At 72.2% G+C, this 21,786-nt stretch carries 16 protein-coding genes and 2 pseudogenes; 8 read left to right on the forward strand and 10 right to left on the reverse strand.

All coding sequences use genetic code 11. The annotated features are described in order from the left end of the window. Positions 1–52: 52 nt before the first annotated feature. The 4 genes from fxsA to fxsT all read left to right on the forward strand — a co-directional run bounded on the left by fxsA (position 53) and on the right by fxsT (position 6,043). Complete coding sequence (gene fxsA, locus ACFYXK_RS05550) at positions 53–247, forward strand: FxSxx-COOH cyclophane-containing RiPP peptide (RefSeq protein ID WP_383504527.1); 195 nt, start codon at positions 53–55, stop codon at positions 245–247. A 126-nt stretch (positions 248–373) separates the two neighbouring features. Beyond that, entirely contained in the window at positions 374–1,717 is a 1,344-nt protein-coding gene (locus tag ACFYXK_RS05555; RefSeq protein WP_389409945.1) for an FxsB family cyclophane-forming radical SAM/SPASM peptide maturase, read from the forward strand. Then, positions 1,714–2,970 (forward strand): HEXXH motif domain-containing protein, encoded by a 1,257-nt coding sequence (locus tag ACFYXK_RS05560; RefSeq protein WP_389409946.1) that lies wholly within the window; start codon positions 1,714–1,716, stop codon positions 2,968–2,970. The genes ACFYXK_RS05555 and ACFYXK_RS05560 overlap by 4 nt, the downstream gene beginning before the upstream one ends. Before the next feature lie 64 nt (positions 2,971–3,034). After that, positions 3,035–6,043: an FxSxx-COOH system tetratricopeptide repeat protein gene (fxsT, locus tag ACFYXK_RS05565; protein WP_389409947.1), complete on the forward strand. Its 3,009-nt coding sequence runs from the start codon at positions 3,035–3,037 to the stop codon at positions 6,041–6,043. Positions 6,044–6,226: 183 nt separating this feature from the next. Here the strand turns inward: fxsT and ACFYXK_RS05570 are convergent, their stop codons facing one another. The 5 genes and pseudogenes from ACFYXK_RS05570 to ACFYXK_RS05590 all read right to left on the reverse strand — a co-directional run. After that, on the reverse strand, positions 6,227–6,601 hold the full coding sequence (locus ACFYXK_RS05570; protein ID WP_389409948.1) for a hypothetical protein: 375 nt from the start codon (positions 6,599–6,601) through the stop codon (positions 6,227–6,229). A gap of 155 nt (positions 6,602–6,756) precedes the next feature. Further along, positions 6,757–7,452, reverse strand: coding sequence for a CPCC family cysteine-rich protein (locus ACFYXK_RS05575; RefSeq protein WP_389409949.1), 696 nt, complete (start codon positions 7,450–7,452; stop codon positions 6,757–6,759). A gap of 51 nt (positions 7,453–7,503) precedes the next feature. After that, positions 7,504–7,872 carry a hypothetical protein gene (locus ACFYXK_RS05580; protein WP_389409950.1) on the reverse strand — a complete coding sequence of 123 codons (369 nt, stop codon included), beginning with the start codon at positions 7,870–7,872 and terminating at the stop codon, positions 7,504–7,506. A 115-nt stretch (positions 7,873–7,987) separates the two neighbouring features. After that, positions 7,988–8,561 (reverse strand): annotated as a pseudogene (locus ACFYXK_RS05585) (HD family hydrolase). A 92-nt stretch (positions 8,562–8,653) separates the two neighbouring features. After that, positions 8,654–9,181, reverse strand: a pseudogene (locus ACFYXK_RS05590) (GntR family transcriptional regulator); the annotation flags it as partial. A gap of 173 nt (positions 9,182–9,354) precedes the next feature. Here ACFYXK_RS05590 and ACFYXK_RS05595 point away from each other — a divergent pair. From ACFYXK_RS05595 to ACFYXK_RS05605, 3 genes are all read left to right on the forward strand, one after another. Next, on the forward strand, positions 9,355–10,599 hold the full coding sequence (locus tag ACFYXK_RS05595) for a helix-turn-helix domain-containing protein (RefSeq protein WP_389410239.1): 1,245 nt from the start codon (positions 9,355–9,357) through the stop codon (positions 10,597–10,599). A gap of 91 nt (positions 10,600–10,690) precedes the next feature. After that, positions 10,691–10,912, forward strand: a complete 222-nt coding sequence (locus tag ACFYXK_RS05600) for a hypothetical protein (protein WP_389409951.1) — start codon at positions 10,691–10,693, stop codon at positions 10,910–10,912. Beyond that, positions 10,912–11,097 (forward strand): hypothetical protein, encoded by a 186-nt coding sequence (locus ACFYXK_RS05605; protein ID WP_389409952.1) that lies wholly within the window; start codon positions 10,912–10,914, stop codon positions 11,095–11,097. The genes ACFYXK_RS05600 and ACFYXK_RS05605 overlap by 1 nt, the downstream gene beginning before the upstream one ends. Positions 11,098–11,881: 784 nt before the next feature. Here ACFYXK_RS05605 and ACFYXK_RS05610 read toward each other — a convergent pair. The 4 genes from ACFYXK_RS05610 to ACFYXK_RS05625 form a co-directional block, all read right to left on the reverse strand. Then, on the reverse strand, positions 11,882–15,778 hold the full coding sequence (locus ACFYXK_RS05610; RefSeq protein WP_389409953.1) for a multifunctional oxoglutarate decarboxylase/oxoglutarate dehydrogenase thiamine pyrophosphate-binding subunit/dihydrolipoyllysine-residue succinyltransferase subunit: 3,897 nt from the start codon (positions 15,776–15,778) through the stop codon (positions 11,882–11,884). Between the two features lie 259 nt (positions 15,779–16,037). After that, complete coding sequence (locus ACFYXK_RS05615; RefSeq protein WP_383504489.1) at positions 16,038–17,117, reverse strand: ATP-binding protein; 1,080 nt, start codon at positions 17,115–17,117, stop codon at positions 16,038–16,040. Then, on the reverse strand, positions 17,114–17,854 hold the full coding sequence (locus tag ACFYXK_RS05620) for a response regulator transcription factor (RefSeq protein ID WP_030303523.1): 741 nt from the start codon (positions 17,852–17,854) through the stop codon (positions 17,114–17,116). The genes ACFYXK_RS05615 and ACFYXK_RS05620 overlap by 4 nt, the downstream gene beginning before the upstream one ends. A 214-nt stretch (positions 17,855–18,068) precedes the next feature. Next, complete coding sequence (locus ACFYXK_RS05625; RefSeq protein WP_389409954.1) at positions 18,069–19,838, reverse strand: glycoside hydrolase family 3 protein; 1,770 nt, start codon at positions 19,836–19,838, stop codon at positions 18,069–18,071. 138 nt (positions 19,839–19,976) lie between these two features. Between ACFYXK_RS05625 and ACFYXK_RS05630 the strand changes: the two genes are divergently transcribed. Further along, entirely contained in the window at positions 19,977–20,636 is a 660-nt protein-coding gene (locus ACFYXK_RS05630) for a TetR/AcrR family transcriptional regulator (protein WP_389409955.1), read from the forward strand. A 465-nt stretch (positions 20,637–21,101) separates the two neighbouring features. Here the strand turns inward: ACFYXK_RS05630 and ACFYXK_RS05635 are convergent, their stop codons facing one another. Next, positions 21,102–21,692: a hypothetical protein gene (locus tag ACFYXK_RS05635; protein ID WP_389409956.1), complete on the reverse strand. Its 591-nt coding sequence runs from the start codon at positions 21,690–21,692 to the stop codon at positions 21,102–21,104. Positions 21,693–21,786 lie beyond the last annotated feature (94 nt).

Genomic DNA, 21,786 nt, shown 5'->3' on the forward strand with positions numbered 1-21,786 from the left:
ATGTGGGTAGTGGACCATCAGACATGCGACTCAACAGGGGGACGGGCAGCCCATGGTGACTCGGCAGCAGGAAGCGGAAACGGCGGGCTCCGCCTGTTCCGGGCAGTTACCGGACCTCTCCGGGTTCGACCTGGCCGCACTGCGGGGGATCGACCATCCCGTACTGGCCCGGGTCATCGAGGGCATGGTGGAGCGGGTCACCCACCCCGCCGAGATCCTCAACGCGTTCGACTCCGGAGTGGCCTGACGCGGCCCCCTCACGCACCGCATTCCCAAGGATACGCAGAGCAGCCACAGTTGACCCGTTTCCGCCGTTAGCCGGTGCCGTCCGCCGGGCAGGGATGCACCGTCCGCGGCGCGGGAGGTACGAACGATGAGGCAGACCGACACGAGCGATGCCGTGCTGCCCTCCCATCGGATCCACGCACCGTGGCCGTACGCCCGGCTCGACGTGCCCGCGCTGCGCGCCGCAGGGCACCGGCCGTATCCGATACGGCAGTTCGTGCTCAAGACCCGCAGCCGCTGCAACCTCGCCTGCACCTACTGCTACGTGTACGAGATGGCCGACCAGGGCTGGCGCGGCCAGCCGGCCGCGATGTCCGCCGCCACCGCCGCCCGCGCCGCCGACCGCATCGCCGAGCACGCCGCCGCCCACGACCTCGCCCGCGTCGACCTCGTCCTGCACGGCGGCGAACCCCTGCTCACCGCCCCCGCCGAACTGGCCGCCCCCGTCGACGCCGTACGGGCCGCCCTCGCCCGGACCTCGCCGCGGACCCGGGTCACCGCCACCGTCCAGACCAACGGGACCCTGCTCACCCGCAGCCGGCTCGCGGCGCTCGCCGCCGCCGGGATACGCATCGGCGTCAGCCTCGACGGCGGTCTGCCCGCGCACAACGCGCGCCGCGTGGACCACACCGGGCGCCCCGGGTTCGGCGCCGCCGCCCGGGGCCTGCGCCTCCTGGCCCGGCACCCCGAGAGCTACGCCGGAGTGCTCTGCGTCGTCGACCTCGACCAGGACCCCGTGGAGACGTACGAATCCCTGCTCGCCTTCGCCCCGCCGGTCATCGGACTGCTGCTGCCGCTGGCCAACTGGAGCACCCCGCCGCCCGGCCACCACCCGCCCGGCACCCCGTACGCCGACTGGCTCCTCGCCGTCTTCGAACGCTGGTGGCACGACGCGGTGCTGCGGACCCGGATCCGGATCTTCGAGGAGATCATCGCCCTGCTGCTCGGACTGCCCGCCGCCACCGAGACCCTCGGCCTCGCCCCCGCCACCACCGCCGTGATCGAGACCGACGGTGCCATCGAGCAGGCCGACTCGCTCAAATCCGCCTACGAGGGCGCCGCCGCCACCGGAATGACCCTGGAGCACCACAGCTTCGACGCGTTCCTCGACCACCCCGGGCTCGCCGCCCGCCAGCTCGGCCGGGAGGCGCTCGCCGACGGCTGCCGCGCCTGCGAGCTCGTCGAGGTCTGCGGCGGCGGCCACTACCCGCACCGCTACCGCGCCGGCGAGGGCTTCCGCCGGCCCTCCGTGTACTGCGCCGACCTCCAGATCGTCATCCGCCACATCGCCGCCGCCCTCCAGCGGGCCGCGCTCGAGGCCGGCCCGGGGCGGCCCGCCGCCCCGCCGGGGGACCGGCGGACCGCGGCCGGCCCCTCCGGCGCCGGACCGTTCACCGCCGGCCGGCCCGCCCCGCGGGCGGCCGCCTCATGAGCGCCCCCCTGGCCGGGTTCGCCGTCACCTCGGCCACCCTCGGCGCCCTCGCCTCCACCGAGCCCTCCGCCGCCGGCACCCGCCTGGTCCGCGACATCCGCCGCTCCAAGCGGCTCGTCCTGCTGCGCGGAGTGCTCGACGCCGCCCCCGGCGGCCGGGCCGGGGAGGCCGCCGACCACTGGGCCCTGCTGGAGGAGGCCGAACGGCACGACCCCGACGCCGTCCGCGACGTACTGCACTACCCGGCCACCGGAGTCTGGGCCGAGGAGACCCTGCGCCGGCTGCACGCCCCGTACGGGCCCCCGGCCGACCTCGGCCACCTCGGGGCCCTCGCCGTCGCCGCGGCCCTGCGCTCCGGGATCGCCTTCAAGGCCACCCTGCGGCCCGTCCACGGCCGGCTCGCCCTGCCCACCCTCGGGCTGTTGCGCCCGGCCCGGCCCGGCCCGCTCGCGCTCACCGAGGGCTCCTGGGACCCCGACGACCCCGCCACCCTCGCCCTGCACACCCTGCCCGGCGGCCGCACCGCCCTCGACGACCTCGACCCCTACCGGGCCCCCGGCCCCGCCCACCCGGCCCCCGTGCGCCCCGCCCGCCGGCTCACCCCCAAGGGCCACAAGCGCTGGGACACCCAGTGGTCCGGCGCCCTCACCCTGCTCGACCGGTACGACACCGCCCGCGCCGAGGAGATCGGCCTGCTGCTGCGCTCCGTCGTCCCGCTGGGCGGCGGCTCCCGCTCCAGCGGCGCCACCCTGCCCGCAGCCTCCGGGTCCGTGCTCGCCCGCCCCCAGGCCCCGCCCGCGCTGGCCGCGACCCTCGTCCACGAGGTCCAGCACGGCAAGCTCACCGCCCTCGCCGACGTCCTGACCCTGCACACCGCCGACCGCACCCCCCGGCACTGGGCCCCCTGGCGCAGCGACCCCCGCCCGCTCGAGGGACTCCTGCACGGCGCGTACGCCCACCTGGCCCTGGCCGGGTACTGGCAGCGCGCCGCCCTCTACGGCGCCCGCGGCGCCTGGGCCCAGCACGCCCGGATCCGCGCCCAGGTCGCCGCCGTCCTGCCCGTGCTCCACCGGCATCCGCAACTCACCACCGCCGGGAGGGAGTTCACCGCCGCCATGGCCGCGGCGGAACGGGCCATGGACGACCTGCCGCCGCCGGGGGACCAGCACGCCGTCGCCCGCCGCGCCGTCGACCGGGAACGCCACGCCTGGTGCGCGCACCACCCCGAACTCGCGCCGTTCGCACAGGGGTGACGGACCGTCCGCTGCGCTACCGTTTCAACCCCGTCCATCGCCCGGATTCCAGGGAGACGGCCGCATGACCACCGGACTTCGCCAGGACCGAGACCGCGACGGAGCCGCGCAGCCGCAGCGCTTCGTCATCAGCTTCGCCGGGTTCAACCGGCCCTGGGCCGTGTGGATCGCCCACCGCCTCGAGGAGCACGGCCACCGGGTCGCCCTCGCGCGCTGGGACCCGCAGTCCAGCCCCGGCCTCGCCCCCGCCCTCGACGACCTGGCCCGCAGCGGCAGCCGGGTCCTGCTCATCCTCAGCGAGCGCTACTTCTCCGCCGGCACCCACACCGACGAGGAGTGGAACACCGCCCTGCGCACCGTCACCGACCACCACCCCGACCGGTTCGCAGCCGTCTGCCTCACCGACGCGCCGCTGCCCAGCGCCGTTGCCGTGCTGGAGAAGACCGACCTGTGGGGCCTCGACGCGTACGAGGCGGAGTACCGGGTGCTGCGCCGGCTCGAACTGCCCACCGACCGGATCGGCACCGAGACCGGCCGCCGCGGCCCCCGCTTCCCCAACGACCCGCCCGAGATCTGGGGCCGGGTCCCGCGCCGCAACCCGCGCTTCACCGGCCGCAACGACGTCATCGGCCGGCTGCGCGCCGCCCTCGCCGACGCCCCGCCCGGCGCCTCGACCGTCACCCTGCTCGGGCTGTCCGGGGTGGGCAAGACGCAGGTCGCCACCGAGTACGCGTACCGCTTCGCCTCCGAGTACGACGTCGTGTGGTGGGTCCCCGCCGAGGACCGGCCCACCCTGCGCGAGCGGCTCGCCGACCTGGCCCCCGCGATGGGCCTGCCGCGCGGCGCCGGCAGCTACGGCGAGCAGATCCGGGCCGTCCTGGAGGCGCTGCGCCGCGGATCCCCGTACAGCCGCTGGCTGGTGGTCTTCGACGGCTGCGACAACCCCGACGACCTCACCGACCTCCTGCCGTCCGGCGCGGGCGACGTCATCATCACCTCCCGCAACCGCGAATGGGCCTCCCGGCACACCAGCCTCCTCGAAGTCCCGCTGTACGCCCGGCCCGAGTCGATCACCTTCATCCGCCGCCGGGCCCGCCGGCTCACCGGCGAGGAGGCCGACCAGCTCGCCGAGGCCCTGGAGGACTACCCCCTCGCCCTCGACCAGACCGCCGGCTGGCTCGCCGACTCCCCGCTGACGGTGGGCGACTACCTGGCGCTGCTCCAGCGCAGACTGGACTCCCGGGAGGCCGTCACCGTCTCCGACGACTACCCGCTGCCCTTCCCGACCGCCCTCGCGATACTGCTGAACAACGTCCGGGAGAACTTCCCCGACGCGCTCGCCCTGCTGCGGCTGTTCGTGTTCTTCGCCCCCGGGCCGGTGCCGCTGCGGCTCCTGCGCGAGTTCCCCGCCGCCGACGTGCCCGAGCAGCTCGCCGGGCTGATCAACGACCAGATCCGGTGGAACGCCGCCCTCAACAAGCTCGTCCAGTTCTCCGTCGTCCGCCTCGAGTACTCCGACCTGTCCGTGGAGGAGGGCGGCGGCGGGCTGGAGACCGTACAGCTGCACCGCATGGTGCACGGGATCGTCCGCGAGAACCTCTCCGAGGACGAGGCCGAACCGCTCTCCCGCGCCGTCCGGCAGGTCCTCGCCGCCGCCGACCCGGGGCGCCCCTCCGACTCCCGGTTGTGGCCCCGCTACGCCGAGCTGATCCCGCACCTGGAGAGCTCCGGCGTGCTGACCAGCAGCAATCCGCGGATCCAGACCTTCCTGCTGCACTGCCTGCGCTACCTGATCCTCGCCGGGGAGTACCGCACCTGCCTGCGGCTGGCCGAGCAGACCGACGCGGTGTGGCGCACGATGCTCGGCGACGACCACGACCAGGTCCGCGAGCTCAGCTACCACTACGGCGGCGCACTGCGGATGCTCGGCCACTTCAAGCGCGCCGAGACCCTCGCCAAATCGGTCGCCGACCGGCTGCTCGCCGAGCGGGGCGACCGGGACCTGGAGACCCTGCGCGCCACCAGCACGTACGCCGGGGTGCTGCTCAGCACCGCCAAGTTCGACCAGGCCCGCGAACTGCTGGAGCACGCCTTCGCCCGCTACCGCGAGCTGCTCGGCGAGGACGACTCCACCACCCTCAACGCCGAGAACAACGTCGCCGTCGCGCTGAGACTGCTGGGCCGCTACCAGGAGGCGTACGAAGCCGACCTCGACACCCTGCGACGGCGCGAGCGGGTACTGCGCGTACGGCACATCGCGACCCTGTCCTCCGGCATCGGCTGCGCGATGGGACTGCGGCTGATGGGCCGCTACCGCGAAGCCCTCGCCCGGCAGGAACAGGGCCTCAAACTCAACTCCCAGGTACTGGGCCTCAACCACCCCCAGACCCTGCGCGCCGAGCACAACCTCGGCATGTGCCTGCGCCGCTCCGGGGACATCCCCGGCGCCGGGGCCCGGCTGCGCAGCGTCCTGGAGCGCTCCACCCGCGTCTTCGGCGCGGAGTTCCCGTGGACGCTGATGGTGGCCTCGGACTACGCGACGTACCTGCGGGAGTACGGGGACATCGGCGAGGCCCGCCGCATCTCGGAGGAGGTCGTCCGGGGCTACCAGACCCAGCTGGGGCTGGCCCACCCGTACAGCATCGGCACGGTCGGCAACCTCGGCCTCGTCCTGCGCGCCCAGGGCGAACGGGTCGAGGCCCTCAACCTGGCGGAACAGGCCCTGGTCGGCATGCGCGGCGCGGTCGGCGACCGCCACCCGTGGACCCTGGGCTGCGCCCTGAACGCCACCGGCCACCGCAACATCACGGGGCATTTCGAGGACGCGGTGTCCCTCAGCCGGGAAACCCTCCGGTGCTGCGAACAGATCCTGGGCCCGGACCACCCGATGACGCTGAGCGCCCAGATCGCCCTGGCGGCCGACCTCCGCTCGGTCCGCGAGGACACGGAGGCCCAGAAGCACGAGGACGCCGGCCTCAAGGCCCTGACCCGCACCCTGGGCCCCCAACACGTCCACACCGTCTCGGCCCGCCAGCAGAACCGCCCGTACTGGGACTTCGAGCCTCAGCCGTAGGCGGCGGCCGCGGTACGCCCGCGCCGCGTCCGGCGCCCGGCGCCCGGTCTCGTGGTGGCGGTGTCCACGAGACCGGGCGCCGGCGGGACCCTCAGCCTTCGTGCGTGACGAGGGCGCCGGAGTCCTCCGGACCGCTCGGCCGTAATATCAGGCGGAGGGGTATTTCACAGCTCACGGTGACGTTCACTTGAGCATGATGCTGGCACCGAAAATGTTGCCGACCTCCGCGCATTCCTTGACGTTGGCCCGGCTGAAATAGGGGGTGCTGGCGGTGCCGGTCAGTCCCTTCGCGGTCGAAGTGCAGTACCAGTTGTTGGCCCCCTTGTACTCCACCTTGTAAACCTCGCTCTTTCCTGCCGCTATGTTTCCCGAGCACTTGGTCGCGACGTCCGTGTGGACGCAGATGTTCGCGATGGTCGCCGAGAAGTTGCTGAGGCGGAAGGCCGCCACCGGTGCCGCCTGGCTGGCAGGCGCGGTCACGAGCATCCCCGCGCCGACGGCCGCCACCATCCCGGCGACCGTTGCCAGCCTGGTGGTCCGCTTGACGGTTCGAGACATGTTTCCTCCAGTTGTGGTAATTCCGCTTTTCCCCGGATCAGAAGCGGCATCGGTGCGGCTCGCGCCGACCGGTCGCATGCGGGGGTGTACGAACACGCTAGAGGTACAAGGGGACTTGTGGTCGTTTCCAGAGAGGGCGTCAGAATTCGGTAAGATCATCCACCGCCGGATGGCGGCGTCGTGAGCAAGCCCCGTGCCGCCGGTCGATCCGGCCGGCGGGCCGTGACCTCGTGGACCGACGCCCGGTCGGCGTTCACCCGTGCGCGGAACCGTCCGGCTTCCAGGGACAGAGCCACGGGCGTACGGGCTCCGGGGCCGAGCGTGATGCGCCCCACCGGGTCACTGTCGTGGGCGGCCTCCAGCGCGGTGGCCGCGCCGACCAGCCGAAGCTGCACCTGCACGGCGTCGCATCCGTCCTCGGCGGGCAGGTCGAAGCGGACCAGTAGCTCCGGTACGCCGTCCTCGACCCGCCACACGACCTCCCGAACGAGGACCCCGTCGAGCTCCGGAACGGACCGGGCCCCGTACGCCGCCAACACCGCCTCGGGGTTGTCAATGAAATCGAGCCAGCCGACAGCCTGTCCGACCACTTCCGCCTGCGGAGCCGCGGCCTCCTCCGGGAGCGGGGGCCTGACCCGGTCGATCCGCCGGCGCTCACTGGCGCCGAACGCCCGGTAGTTCTCCCGGGCCCCCCGCAGGGTGACGTGGTTCGGGCCGCCCACGTACCGGTCGGGATCGCGGTAGTCCCCGCCGTCGTCCTGCCATCCGCAGACGGGGCAGATCTCGTGGTGCCCCGGCACGCGGACGGTGAGGTTCCCGCAGACGATGCAGGGATATGCGTGCGCGGTCACTACTGCTCCAGTCCTGGTTGCTCGTTGCCCCGCGCTCCTGACGGCCGGCAGTCAGTGCGACTCGACCACCGCGGCCGCGGGCGCTTGCGGCCGTCCCGCCGGCCTCGGCTCGGACAGCGCTCCGGCGAGGACGAGTCCGAGGCCCACGAGGTGGAAGGGCAGGGTCATCGCGGTGAGCACGTGCCCGGCCATGAAGGTTCCGACCGACTGCATGAGTGGTTCCAGGGCCAGGGTCAGGCCGAGCGTGGACACGATCGGCGCGGGCAGCATGACCAGGCACCCCACCATGGCGAGACGGGCGTTGCGGCCTCGTCGCCGGATCGCCAGGGCGGCCACGACGGCTCCCGCCAAGGGAGCGAGGATCTCGACGGTGGTGAGGAGCAGACCGACGATGCCGGCCGCCATCTGATCGTCGTGCAAGGGACTCCATCCGGGATCGTGCGCACGGGAACGCCGCGCGGCGCGAAGATACCCGCCCCGCCACGACCTGCACAAAGCAATACCTGCCGCACCGGCCGCGAGGACGCCTTCGTGGCTAGCCCTTCTCGCCGAGGGCGTTGCGCAGCCAGCCCAGCGGTCCCTGGGCGAGCAGCTCGTCGGCCAGCCGCCCCGTCCCCGTGGTGAGCCGGGCCCGGCTGTTGTCGATCCACCGCTGCGCGCTCTCGTAGCCCTGCGCCCGGTACTCGATGCCCTGGAGCATGCACTCCAGCTTGTCCGCGTCGCGCGCAGACCGCCTCCGGCGAGGCCTGCGTCTCGTACTCGGCGACCAGCTCCCGGATCGCCGAGGCGAGCACGTCGGGCATGCCCGTGGTCTGGTCTGCCGTCACGGCCTGCGGGTCGCCGGCCGGCGCGTACTTCTTCCCGAGATGGTTGACGTCCCCGGTACGGGTCTCCTGGGTGTCGTGCCACACGGCGAGGAAGGCGGCCCGTGCCGGGTCGGCGCCCTCCAGCTTGGCGATGACCGACGCGATGAGCGACGTCCGCCACGAGTGTTCGGCCACGCTCTCGGGGTCGTTGACGCCGGCCATCCACCAGCCGGTACGGCGGGTGTGCTTGAGTGTGCCCGCCTCGTAGAGGAAGCGCGCCACCGCGGACAGATCGTCAGCCACTGTCTTTCCTTCTGATGCCTCGACGAGCACGTGCGGAGGTCGTGCCTCCATCCAACAACACGGGCCGTACCGCAGTGCCGACTCGGCGCGGATCAGGCGTCGAAGTCGTACTCCAGAACGTAGGAGGCGGAGTCCAGAGTCATCTCGTTGACCTCAACGGCTCGCCCGCTTGCGGTGAAAGCAGTACGGGCGATCCGGATCACAGGTGTGCCCATGGCGAGCGAAAGCCGCTCGGCCTCGTCGGCCGAGGGCATCCGGCACCGGATCTCCTCACGGAAGTGGACGGGCTCATGCCCCAGCTCGGCCAGTCGCGCGTACGTGCCGCCGGGACCGGTGTCGACCTGAGTGACAGCAGAGTCCGCAACGATGTCCGACGGCAGGAACGACGTCGCGAGAAGCACGGGTTTGCCCTCAAGCACGAAGCGGCGGCTACGCACCCACACCCGACTCCCTGCAGGAAGGGAAAGGGCGTCGGAGATCCGGTCGTTCGCCTCCTTCTCACGCACTTCGATCTGATCGACGACGAGCTCTCGATCCTCGGTATCGGCGGACCAGATGGAGCGCCCTGAGCCCCACTGCTCGCGCGCCAGCCGCTCGATACCGCGCCGCCGCAGGGGGCGTGCCACCGCGGACAGGTCGTCAGCCACTGTCTCTCCTCCCACGCCTCGACGCTCGCTCGGCGCGAGTCCGGACCTCAGGGCCAGGGCCGCATTCGTGCGCTATCGATCACACAGAACCGGCCCTGCCCCATACCCTGTCAGTGTCGAGCTGCAAGGAGAGGGGCAAGGCCGCCATGTCACCTGATGCTACTCCTGACCCGTATACGGACCCGTTGGTCTTCGGGCAAAGAACGCAGATCCTCCGCCAGCGCCGTGGCCTCACCCGTGAGCAACTCGGAGGCCTCCTCGCACGATCCGGGTCATGGGTCAAAGCCATCGAGACCGGCCGTCTGCGGACCCCGCACCTGCCCGTCGTTCTCCGCATCGCGGAAGTATTGCGCGTCCGGGAGCTGTCCGACCTCACGGGCGACCAGTCCATGCAGGTCAGCCTGTTCACCGGCCCCGGGCACCCGCGGTTCGCCGCGGTCCGCGAGGCACTCGGTACGCTTCAGCTCGGTGACAGTCGGGAGGCACCGACGGCCGCGCACCTGACCGCCCGCCTCGCCCGCGCGTGGTCGGCCCGCCACTCGGCGCCCAATCACCGCGACGTCGTGGGGGCCCTGCTGCCGGATCTGGTCCACGACGCGCGGTCCGCAGTCCGGCAGGCCGAGACCGTGGCCGACCGCAAAGCGGCTCAAGCGCGGCTGGCGGAGGTTTACTTCCTCGCGCAGTTCTTCTGCGCCTACCAGCCAGACGCACCCTTGGTATGGCGGGTGGCAGAGCGCGGCATGATGGCTGCGCAGGACTCAGAGGACCCGCATGCAATCGGTCTCGCCGCGTGGCTCACCACGCAGGCCCACCGGGAAAGTGCGCACCTCGACGCGGCCGACGCCGTCACCTCGGAGACCCTCCGCTACCTGGAGCCCCTCCTCCCCGACGCCGGAACGGACGTCCGCGCGGTTGCCGGGGCCCTCACCGTAGAGGCAGGACTGACGGCCGCTCGCCGCGGGGAGACCGGCACCGCCTGGCGGTACTGGGACGACGCCCGGGCCCTGGCCGAGTCCCTGCCCCTCGGGTACTTCCACCCTGTGACGAGCTTCTCGCATGCCGTCATCGGCGCGCACGCGGTCACCGTCGCAGTCGAGCTGCACGCCGGCGGGGAGTCTGCACGCCAAGCCGCCAGGGCGGAGGCGGAGGCGATCCCGTCGCGGCCGCGGCGAGCACGGCACCGGATCGAGCAGGCCCGCGCGTACCACCTTGACGCGCAGCCGGACGTGGCGCTGGCGACGCTGGCGCAAGCTCATGAAGCAGCGCCGGAGACCGTGCAGTACAACGGGTACGCGAAGCGGATCGTTCTGGAGGAGGCCGGGTCGAAGAGCCCTGCACGCCGTCGGCGGGCGTCCGAACTCGCCACTCGTCTAGGGCTGCTGACGGCCTGAGGCCGGGGCACAAACTGTGCCCCTGCCGATCCTGGGCCGCCCGTACCGTCGTCATGCCACCGATGACGACGGTAGGGAGCGAGACCCCGTGATGCGTGAAGCAGTACCCCGTCCCTTCGAGGAAGTCCCTCACGCGCTGCTCCACAAGCGGGTGCGGGACATCGCGTCCGGCGTCGAGGGGGAGCTCATGGCGGTGGTCCGGGAGGACGTCTCCGACATCCCCGCCCGTGAGCACTGGGTGAAGCTGGCCTACGTCCGGGGCCCGTCCGGCCGGGAGATCTCCACGGCCGCGGCCAACATCGAGGCCCTCTGATGGAGGCCACCGACCTGTTCCCGCGACTGCCGGTCCCTCCGGACTCCTGCGCCGAGTGCGCCGCCCACGTCTTGGCCCGCTTCCAGGCCCACGTGGACCGCGACCGCTCGCGCGTCAGCGACATGAACGTCCTGATCATGCGACACCACCCAGAACTGCGCGTCCGTCAGCCGCCGGTCACCTGACCCGGGTTGAGCTCCACGCGCGCAACCTGATTCACGCCCAGCCCATGGCGGGCTGATTGACGCCAGGGCGCCTCAGCCGCGTAGCGATCCGTGGCGGCTCATGTCCAGCCCTGGACGGCCGCCGGACGCCGTCGGCGAGGAGCGCGTAGCGATCGGATGCGATCGGCGGCTCCCGATGGGCTGCCGGCCGCTGTTTCGTGCGGGTAGGGCCGCCACCGACCCGGGGCGCGCCTGTTTGCGGGCCCCGGGCGTGAGTCTGCCCGATGCCCGGCCTCCGACGCCGGCCTGCCGGGCGGGTGGTGCTTGGCCGGCTGCCGCCAGCGGGGACCGGGCAGTTGCCCCCTGATCTCCCTGCTCGTTGCCCTCTGACCCGTGCCGTTCTTTCGGGGGCTTCCCGGCAGTCCTTGTCTTTCCGGGGTGGGGCGGTCGGTCAAGGGTGGCCGCAGGCCATCGCGGAGCGACGCGACCGCAGGGAGCGCCCTTGACGGGCCGGCCCGCACCGGAAGGACGATGGGACTGACGGGAAACCCCCGAACCCTCCCTGATCCGGGGCGATCGGATGCCGCACCCCGGAGCAACAGGCCCGCCGGTGGGGGCGGGTGGGCAACCACCGCTCGGCGGTGGTGGGGAGTGGGGGGAAGGTCCCGAATCAGCGGAGCCCCGCAGGTAGCGCAAGGCGGAAGAAGACCCGCACCCCGCGACAAGCCAAGGCCCCCCCGAACAGCCGGAAGGCCCGGCCCCCGTGAGGGGGTCGGGCCTTCCGTCGTTCGAGCAAGCGCAGCGCTTACGCCTCGAAGACCTCGTTCAGCAGGAGCTGCTGCTCCGCCTGGTGGCGCTTCGCCGAGCCCACCGCGGGGGAGGAGCCGTGCGGGCGCGAGATGCGCCGCAGGCGCTCGCCCGCCGGGACGTCCGCGCCGACCGCCAGGTCGAGGTGGTCGATCAGGTTCAGCGCGATGAACGGCCACGCACCCTGGTTCGCCGGCTCCTCCTGCGCCCAGATGTACTTCGCGGCGTTCGGGAACTTCGCGATCTCCGCCTGGAGCTCCGCACCCGGGAGGGGGTACAGGCGCTCGATGCGGATGATGGCGGTGTCCGTGATGCCGCGCTTCTCCCGCTCGGCCTCCAGGTCGTAGTAGACCTTGCCCGCGCAGAAGACGACCTTGCGGACCGCGTTCGGGTCCACCGTCGCGTCGCCGATGACCGGACGGAACCCGCCGGTGGTGAACTCCTCCGCCTTCGACGCCGCCGCCTTCAGACGCAGCATCGACTTCGGGGTGAAGACGATGAGCGGCTTGTGGTGCGGGTTGTGGACCTGCCAGCGCAGCAGGTGGAAGTAGTTCGACGGCAGGGTCGGCATCGCGACCGTCATGTTGTCCTGCGCGCACATCTGGAGGAAGCGCTCCGGACGCGCGGACGAGTGGTCCGGGCCCTGGCCCTCGTAGCCGTGCGGCAGCAGCAGCGTGACACCGCTGGTCTGGCCCCACTTCTGCTCGGCGGAGGAGATGAACTCGTCGACGACGGTCTGCGCGCCGTTGACGAAGTCACCGAACTGGGCCTCCCAGAGGACCAGCGCGTCCGGGCGGGCCAGCGAGTAGCCGTACTCGAAGCCCATGGCCGCGTACTCGGAGAGCAGCGAGTCGTAGACGTTGAAGCGGGCCTGCTCGTCCGACAGGTACTGCAGCGGGGTGTAGTCCTCGCCGGTCTCCCGGTCGATCAGCACCGCGTGGCGCTGGCCGAACGTGCCGCGGCGGGAGTCCTGGCCGGACAGCCGGACCGGGGTGCCCTCCATCAGCAGCGAGCCGAAGGCGAGGGTCTCGCCCATGCCCCAGTCGATGGTGCCCTCGTCGATCATCGCCGCGCGGCGCTGAAGCTGCGGCTGCAGACGCGGGTGCACGGTGACGTGGTCCGGAACGTTGACCTGGGACTCGGCGATCCGCTTGACGACGTCCTGGGAGACGGCCGTGTTCACCGCGACCGGGAACTCCTGCGCGGTCTGCGCGGGGGCCACCGGGGCGCCGACGGGCTGCGTGGCGGCCTCGCGGACCTCCGCGAAGACCTTCTCCAGCTGGCCCTGGAAGTCCTGGAGCGCCTGCTCCGCCTCTTCCAGCGTGATGTCGCCGCGACCGATGAGGGACTCGGTGTACAGCTTGCGCACCGAGCGCTTCTTGTCGATCAGGTCGTACATCAGCGGCTGCGTGAACGCCGGGTTGTCCGACTCGTTGTGACCGCGGCGGCGGTAGCAGATGAGGTCGATGACGACGTCCTTGTTGAACGCCTGGCGGAACTCGAAGGCGAGCCGCGCGATGCGGACCACGGCCTCCGGGTCGTCACCGTTCACGTGGAAGATCGGCGCCTCGATCATGCGGGCCACGTCGGTCGCGTACATCGAGGAACGCGAGCTCTCCGGGGCGGCGGTGAAGCCGACCTGGTTGTTGATCACGACGTGGACGGTGCCGCCGGTGCGGTAGCCGCGCAGCTGCGACATGTTCAGCGTCTCGGCGACGACGCCCTGGCCGGCGAAGGCCGCGTCACCGTGCAGGGCGACGGGCAGGACGGTGAAGTCCGTGCCGCCCTTGTTGATGACGTCCTGCTTGGCGCGGGCGACACCCTCGAGGACCGGGTCCACGGCCTCCAGGTGCGAGGGGTTGGCGACGAGCGAGACCTTGATCTGCTCCCCGTCCAGGCCCGTGAAGGTGCCCTCGGCGCCCAGGTGGTACTTGACGTCGCCGGAGCCGTGCATGGACTTCGGGTCGAGGTTGCCCTCGAACTCGCGGAAGATCTGCGCGTACGACTTGCCGACGATGTTCGCGAGGACGTTCAGGCGGCCGCGGTGGGCCATGCCGATGACGACCTCGTCGAGGCGGGCCTCGGCGGCCGAGTCGATGACGGCGTCGAGCAGCGGGATGACGGACTCGCCGCCCTCCAGGGAGAAGCGCTTCTGGCCGACGTACTTCGTCTGCAGGAAGGTCTCGAATGCCTCCGCCGCGTTCAGGCGGCGCAGGATGCGCAGCTGCTCCTCGCGCTCCGGCTTGGAGTGCGGGCGCTCGATGCGGTCCTGGATCCAGCGGCGCTGCTTCGGGTCCTGGATGTGCATGAACTCGACGCCGGTGGTGCGGCAGTACGAGTCGCGCAGGACGCCGAGGATGTCGCGGAGCTTCATCATCGACTTGCCGGAGAAGCCGCCGACCGCGAACTCGCGCTCCAGGTCCCACAGGGTGAGGCCGTGCTCGGTGATGTCGAGGTCGGGGTGCTTGCGCTGCTTGTACTCCAGCGGGTCGGTGTCGGCCATGACGTGGCCGCGGACCCGGTAGGAGTGGATCAGCTCGAAGACGCGGGCGGCCTTCGTGACGTCGTCGTCGTGCGAGGCGTCGATGTCCCGGAGCCAGCGGACCGGCTCGTACGGGATGCGCAGGGCCTCGAAGACGTCGTCGTAGAAGCCGTTCTCGCCGAGCAGCATGTTCGCGACGATGCGCAGGAACTCGCCGGAGGCCGCACCCTGGATGACCCGGTGGTCGTAGGTCGAGGTCAGGGTCATGACCTTGGAGATGCCCAGCTTGTTCAGGGTGTCCTGGGAGGTGCCCTGGAACTCGGCGGGGTAGTCCATGGAGCCGACGCCCATGATGACCGACTGTCCGGGCATCAGGCGGGGCACGGAGTGGACGGTGCCCAGGCCGCCGGGGTTGGTCAGCGAGACGGTGACGCCGGTGAAGTCGTCCATCGTCAGCTTGCCGACGCGGGCGCGGCGGACGATGTCCTCGTACGCCTGCCAGAACTCGAAGAAGTTGAGGGTCTCGGCCTTCTTGATGCCGGCGACGACGAGCTGGCGGTCGCCGTTCGGCTTCACCAGGTCGATCGCGAGGCCGAAGTTCACGTGCTCCGGCTTGACCAGGGTGGGCTTGCCGTCCTTCTCCGCGAAGGAGTGGTTCATCGACGGCATGGCCTTGATGGCCTGCACCATCGCGTAGCCGATCAGGTGCGTGAAGGAGATCTTCCCGCCCCGGGCGCGCTTCAGGTGGTTGTTGATGACGATGCGGTTGTCGAACAGCAGCTTCACCGGGACGGCGCGGACGGACGTGGCCGTCGGGACGTCGAGGGAGGCGTTCATGTTCTTGGCGACCGCGGCGGCCGGGCCGCGGAGCGTCACCAGCTCGGGGCCCGCAGGGGCCTCGGCGGCGGGCGCGGCAGCGGGCGCGGGCTTCTGGGCGGCGACGGGGGCGGCGGCGGCCGGAGCCGGGGCCTGGGGGGCGGCGGCGGCCGGTGCGGCGGCCTGGGCCTGGGAGGTGACAGTCACAGCAGGGGCACCAGAGGGGGTGGCAGGAGCAGGGGCAGGAGCTGACACAGGCGTGGGCGCGGCGGCAGGAGAGGGCGCGGCGGCGCTCGCCGCCCCCGTGGCGGCGGCGTCGGAGACCTGCGGGGCGACGGCAGGGGCGGCCTGTGCGGAGGCGCCGTCCGTCGTCGGGGACTTCTTGGGCTCGTCCGGCTTCACCGGAGACGCAGCGCCCCCCGGCTTGTAGTCGGCGAAGAAGTCCCACCAGGCCCGGTCGACCGAATTCGGGTCCTGGAGGTACTGCTGATAGATCTCGTCGACGAGCCACTCATTGGCGCCGAAGCCTGAGGCAGGGGTCTTCCCGCCCTCTGCTTCGGTCGTGGTGCTCGAGTTACTGGGGGACTGTGGCGACACGGCGGCAACCGCCCTCTTCCGCTTCACAAGGTATGGACAGCGGGAATAAAGGCTACGCCTCCCCGGCCGCTGGATGCAGACCGGGCGGGACTTACGTCATGTAGGTCACACCGAACGGCGGGTTTCGCCGCTCTGAATGGCGGGAAACCAGCCTGGTTCGGGTAGGGGGCACCGTGGTTGCGGCCCCCATGGCTTCGCACCCCTGACGGACCCCGGGCACGTGTGGCCGAGATCATGTCCTACGCACTCGAACCCTACGTCAATGTGACGCCGGAGAGCTGCCCGGAAGGGTGACGAGGATCCGGCAGCCGCGTGACGATTCGGCCACTCCGATATGCCCTCCGTGCAGGCCGACGGCCCAGCGGGCGATGGCCAGGCCCAGTCCGGTGCCTCCGTCGCCGCCGTTCGCGCTGCCCCGGTTGAACCGCTCGAAGACCCGGTGCCGCTCCGCCTCCGGTATGCCGGGGCCTTCGTCCCGGACCTCCAGCGCGAGACTGCCGGGCGCGTCCCCGGACCGGGCGCGGACGGTGACCCGGCCGTGCGGCGGGCTGTGCTTGACCGCGTTGTCGATCAGGTTCGCCACGACCTGGTGCAGGCGCTCGGCGTCCGCGTACGCCGTCAGCTCGGGCGGGAACACGTCCAGGTGCAGGTGGACGTCGTTGCGGGTGTGCCCGCCGGAGCCGGAGAGCAGGCCCGGCCGGCCGGCGGCCGCGAGGCCCGATTCCTTCAGGACCCCCGACAGGTACGGCCACACCTCGAAGCGGCGGGCCTTCAGCGGGACGACCCCGTTGTCCACCCGGGACAGGTCCAGCAGGGTCTCCACGAGCCGGCCGAGGCGTTCGGTCTGCTTCAGCATCGTCCGCATGGTCTCCGGATCGGCCTCCGAGACCCCGTCCACCACGTTCTCCAGCACCGCCCGCAGCGCCGCGATCGGCGTGCGCAGCTCGTGCGAGACGTTGGCGACCAGCTCCTTGCGGTGCCGGTCCACGGCTTCCAGATCGTCCGCCATCAGGTTGATCGTGGAGGCCAGGTCGCCCAGCTCGTCGCGGCGCCCGGCCCCGCGGACCCGGCGCGTGTAGTCCCCGTGGGAGATCGCCCGGGCCACCCGGGTCATGTCGTCCAGCGGCGCCGTCAGGCTGTGCGCCACGAACTGGGTGATCAGCATCGAGGCGATCACCGAGAACACCGTGATGAACCGCAGCTCGGTGTCCGTGCGCAGGGCCACCATCAGCAGCCCCGTCGTGATGAAGACCGAGACCACGACGAGCGTGCCCAGCTTGGTCTTGATCGAGAACGGGGAGAACGGCCTCAGCCCTCCCGGCGGGCGCCCCCCGCTCATGCCTGGGCCGGGGTCTCCAGGGCGTACCCGACGCCGTGGACCGTACGGATCCGCTCCGCCCCGATCTTGCGCCGCAGGGCCTTGATGTGGCTGTCGACCGTACGGGTCCCGGACGCGTCGGCCCAGTCCCACACCTCCGCGAGCAGCTGCTCCCGGGAGAGCACCGCCCGTGGGGTGCCCGCCAGGCACACCAGCAGGTCGAACTCGGTCGGCGTCAGGTGTACGTCCTCGGCCTGCACCCGGACCCGGCGCTGCGCGTGGTCGATCTCCAGATCGCCCAGGCGCAGCGTGGCCCCGCGCGGGGCGGTGGCGGCCAGGGTGGCCCGCTCCACGCGCCGCAGCAGGACGTGGACCCGCGCCGCGAGCTCGCGCATGGAGAACGGCTTCGTCATGTAGTCGTCCGCGCCGACCCCGAGCCCGACCAGCATGTCGGTCTCGTCGTCGCGCGCGGTGAGCATCAGCACCGGCACCGGTCGCTGCGCCTGGACCCGGCGGCAGACCTCGAGGCCGTCGAAGCCGGGCAGCATCACGTCGAGGACCAGCAGCTCGGGCTGCCAGCTCTCGGCCGCGGCGACGGCGGCCGGGCCGTCGAAGGCGGCCTGCACCTGGAAGCCCTCGGCGCGCAGCCGGGCAGCGATGGCGTCGGCGATGGTGCGGTCGTCCTCGACCACGAGCACGCGCCGTTGAGCGCCGGGGGTGGCCGCGGCGCCGCTGTGGGTGGTGTGTGTCTGTTCCATTTCCCGCCCCTGAAGATCCGCGTGGTAGGGGTGCAGCGTAGAGGAGCCACCGGCCTGCGGCTATGCGGGGTTCAGACAGGGAAAACGGCGGAAGCGACGGTTCCGATTATGGCGGGAATGGGGATATGGGCGGTGATGCCGGGTGGCCGTCCCCCCACGGCACGGCCACCCGGTGCGCGGTGATCGTCGGCCACCGCGCGCTTTTGTCGACCCCCTACAGGGCCAGCCCGTGTCCGTGCTCGAACACGGGGTCGAGGGTGTCGTTCGGCACATCGGGCCGCGAGGCCTCCACCGCCGCCATCGACCGCGGCAATTCGAAGGGGAGCCGCCCCTCGGGCACGGCCCGGCCGAACGCCACGTCCAGCAGTGCGGCGTCCTCGGCGCCGTAGTCCGCGATCAGCGCCGCCGCCCGCTCGGCGATCTCCGGGATGACCGCCGCCCGCTCCAGGTTGATGCAGACCAGCGTCGGTACGGCGTCCAGGAGCGCCAGGATCCGCGACAGCTCCGGCTCCGCGAAGGCCAGCGAGCCCGAGTGGAAGTACGACTCGAAGACGTTCTCCCGCGGCTCGTACGGGGTGCGCAGCCGCAGCACCGCCAGATCCGCCGCCCCCGGCTCGGACACCACCTCGCCGTACCCCGCGGCGACGGCCTCGTCCACGCCCTGCACGTACAGCTTCGGGCGCCCGGGGGCCGGCAGCAGCCCGCCGCGGTTGGTCAGCACCGTGAGCGAGCGGCGCTGGGCCGCCGCCCCCGCGGCCGCGAAGTCGGCCCGGCCCACCGTCTGCGCCGCCGCGTCCGGGTCCACGTACGGGTTCTCGAACAGGCCCAGCACGAACTTCTCCCGCAGGAGCCGGGCCACCGACACGTCGATCCGTGACTCCGCGATCCGGCCCGAGCGGACCAGGTCCACGATCACCTCCGGGCACTGCTCCCCGCCGAACTGGTCGGCCCCGGCGGCCAGCGCGCGGGCCGCCCGCTCGGCGACCGTCAGGTGCTCCAGGCCCCAGGCCCGCGCCGGGTGGACCTCGCCGAAGATCGACGCGTCGTTGAGCAGCCCCCAGTCGGTGCAGACGATCCCCTCGAAGCCGAGCTCCTCGCGCAGCAGGCCCGTGACCACGCCCTTGTTGAAGCCGAAGCCGACCTCCTCCCAGTCCGTCCCGATCGGCTGGCCGTAGTACGGCATCATCTGCGCGCAGCCGGCGGCGATCGCAGCCTTGAACGGCTCCAGGTGGTGCTCGCGCATCCCGCCCGGGTAGACCTGCTCCTTGCCGTGCGCGAAGTGGGGGTCCTCGCCGTCCTTCTGGGGGCCGCCGCCCGGGAAGTGCTTGACCATCGCCGAGACGGACTCGGGACCGAGCTGCGGGCCCTGGAGCCCGCGGACGTACGCCTGCACCAGCTCTCCCGTCAGCTGCGCGTCCGAGCCGAACGTGCCCGTCTGGCGGGCCCAGCGGGGCTCGCTCGCCAGGTCGATCTGCGGGTGCAGGGCGACGCGGAAGCCGACGGCCAGGTACTCGCGGCGGACGGTGTCCGCGAAGCGGAAGACCAGCTCGGGGTCGCCGATCGCGGCCAGGCCGAGCGCCTCCGGCCAGGCCGAGAAGGCGCCGGCGTTGAACGAGGCGCCGACGTTGTCGGTGAAGGCGTGGCGCGGGTCGGTCGAGAGCGTGACGGGGATGCCGAGCCGGGTGGCAGCGGCCATCTCCTGCACCGCGTTCTGCCACTGCGCCATCTCGCGGGCGCCGTGGGTGCCGAGCAGGTTGAAGTGGCTGATGAAGCGTTCCCCGACCAGCTCGGGCGTGGTGAACGGGAGCATCGAGCCGTCGGTCTCGGTGACCGGGGTGCCGTCCGGATTCATCATCAGCATGGAGTGGAAGAGCTGGCCGGCCTTCTCCTCCAGCGTCATCCGGGAGAGCAGGTCCGCCACCCGCAGGTCCACCGCGAGGGCGGCGTCCTTGTACGGGGGGACGGCGTCGGGCGTGGCGTTCATCGGCGTACGGCTCCTGGGTGCGGTCCGGCGGAGGGTGCTCACCGTAAGCGCGAAAACCATGTACCCACTAGGTTTTGGAAAAGTGACCTGAATCACGCCCCCGAGAGGCCGGAAACGGCACCCCCTAGGGTGGGCCGCATGGCACAGGACAAGGAGCGGGCCGCCCCGAGGGCCGCCGGCCGCGGGACCTACGCGGTGGGCGACGCCCGCCGCGCGAAGATCCTCGACACCGCGGTGGAGCACTTCGCGCGGTGGGGCTTCCACGCCTCCTCGCTGGCCCGCATCGCCCATGACTGCGGGATCACCCAGGGCGGGCTGCTGCACCACTTCCGCAGCAAGGAGGACCTGCTCCTGTCCGTACTGGCGCAGAGCGAGCAGCACGACGTGGAGCGGCTGTTCAGCGGGCCGGAGGAGTCCGTGGCCGGGTACTACGCCACCGTCGTCGCCCTCGCCGCGGACAACGCCCGCCGGCCCGGGCTGGTCCGGATGTACAACACGCTCGTCGGCGAGTCGGGCAACCCCGGCCACCCCGCGCACGAGTACTTCACCCAGCGCTACGCCCGGGTGCTCGCCCACAACGTCCGGCTGCTGGAGGCGGGCGTCGCCCGGGGCGAGCTCCTGCCCGGCACCGACTGCGAGGCCGTCGCCCGCGAGACCCTCGCCGTCATGGACGGCCTGCAGATCCAGTGGGTCCTGGCCCCCGAGGCCGTGGACATGCCGGCCCGGTTGCACGGATACCTCGACCGGCAGCTGCGCGGGATCTCGACGTCGGGAACGGGCCTGCCGGCCACCCCCTAGGCCGGCTGCTGCGTCATCGGGTGTGCTGGTGCGCTCGTGCGCCGGGCGGTACCTGCGGTGCGGGCGGCACCTGCGGTGCCGGCGGGTCATCGGGGATCGGTCGGAGCGGAGGACAACCCTCGCGGTGTTCCTTGCGGCAGCCCGGCCCATGGGGGCCGTCACCGGTGGGGCAGGTGAAATCCGGACCAGCCGCCACCGCGGCCCCGGCCGGAGGCGGTGAGGCCTGGGCGGTGGATCCCCCCACGGCGAGAACCTGGGACAGGGCGAGCGCGGCGAGAACGGGGAGCGTGCGCGCAACCACATTCGAACGTCTGCGATGCATGGGCCGCGACCTTTCTCGCGCGCGCCCCGGCGGACCTCTGTTGCCGTGGTCGCTCTTCCCTCAGTCAACGGCCGGGCCCGGGCAAAGTCAAAGCGGTCCGGCCCGGCCGCAGCCACCCCCGGCCGCGGCCGCCCCGGGCCGGACTACCCCGCCTCGAACGGGGGCAGCTCGTCCAGCACGCCCTGCAGGCCCGGCGTCAGCGACCCCTGCTCGGCGGCCACCTCGTAGCCGCCGTGCACGAAGGCGTAGGTGAACCCGTCGAAGATCGTCGCCCCGCCCCTCGGGACCCGGGGCAGGTGCGCGAAGTCCGCCTGCCGGAGCGCGGCGCGCAGCTTCTCGACCCGGTCCTCCGGCAGCTTCCCGGTGCCGGCCGGGCGCGCCTGCCCGTCGAGCCGGGTCCACGAGCCGTCGCCCTTGACCAGGAGAGTGCTCGTCCTCCCGGCGAGCCCGCCGCTCCGGGTGACCGTGACCAGGCGCTCCAGCGCCGAGGACGGCGCCGGGGGCACGGGCGCGGACGAGGCCGACGGCGTGCCCGCCGGCTGCTGTCCCGGCGGCTCGGCGGTCGCGCTCGAACCGGGTCCGGGAGAGGCCTGCGCCGAAGCGGACGCAGTATTGCCGCCGCCGGAGGAGGGACTCGCGCTCGGCGTGGCGTCCGACCCGCCGCCCCCCGAACCGCACCCGCTCAGGAGCACCGAACCCAGCAGCACCGCCGCCACCGCTCGTAACGCGCGCACACCCCACCCCCGCAGGTTTTCGGACGGACCCCCGAGTATGGAGTCGGCACCCCCCGTACGGAAAGCACCAGGAGGACGACATCCGCCGCACCGC

The organism is Streptomyces sp. NPDC002209 (assembly GCF_042890265.1).
GTDB lineage: Bacteria > Actinomycetota > Actinomycetes > Streptomycetales > Streptomycetaceae > Streptomyces.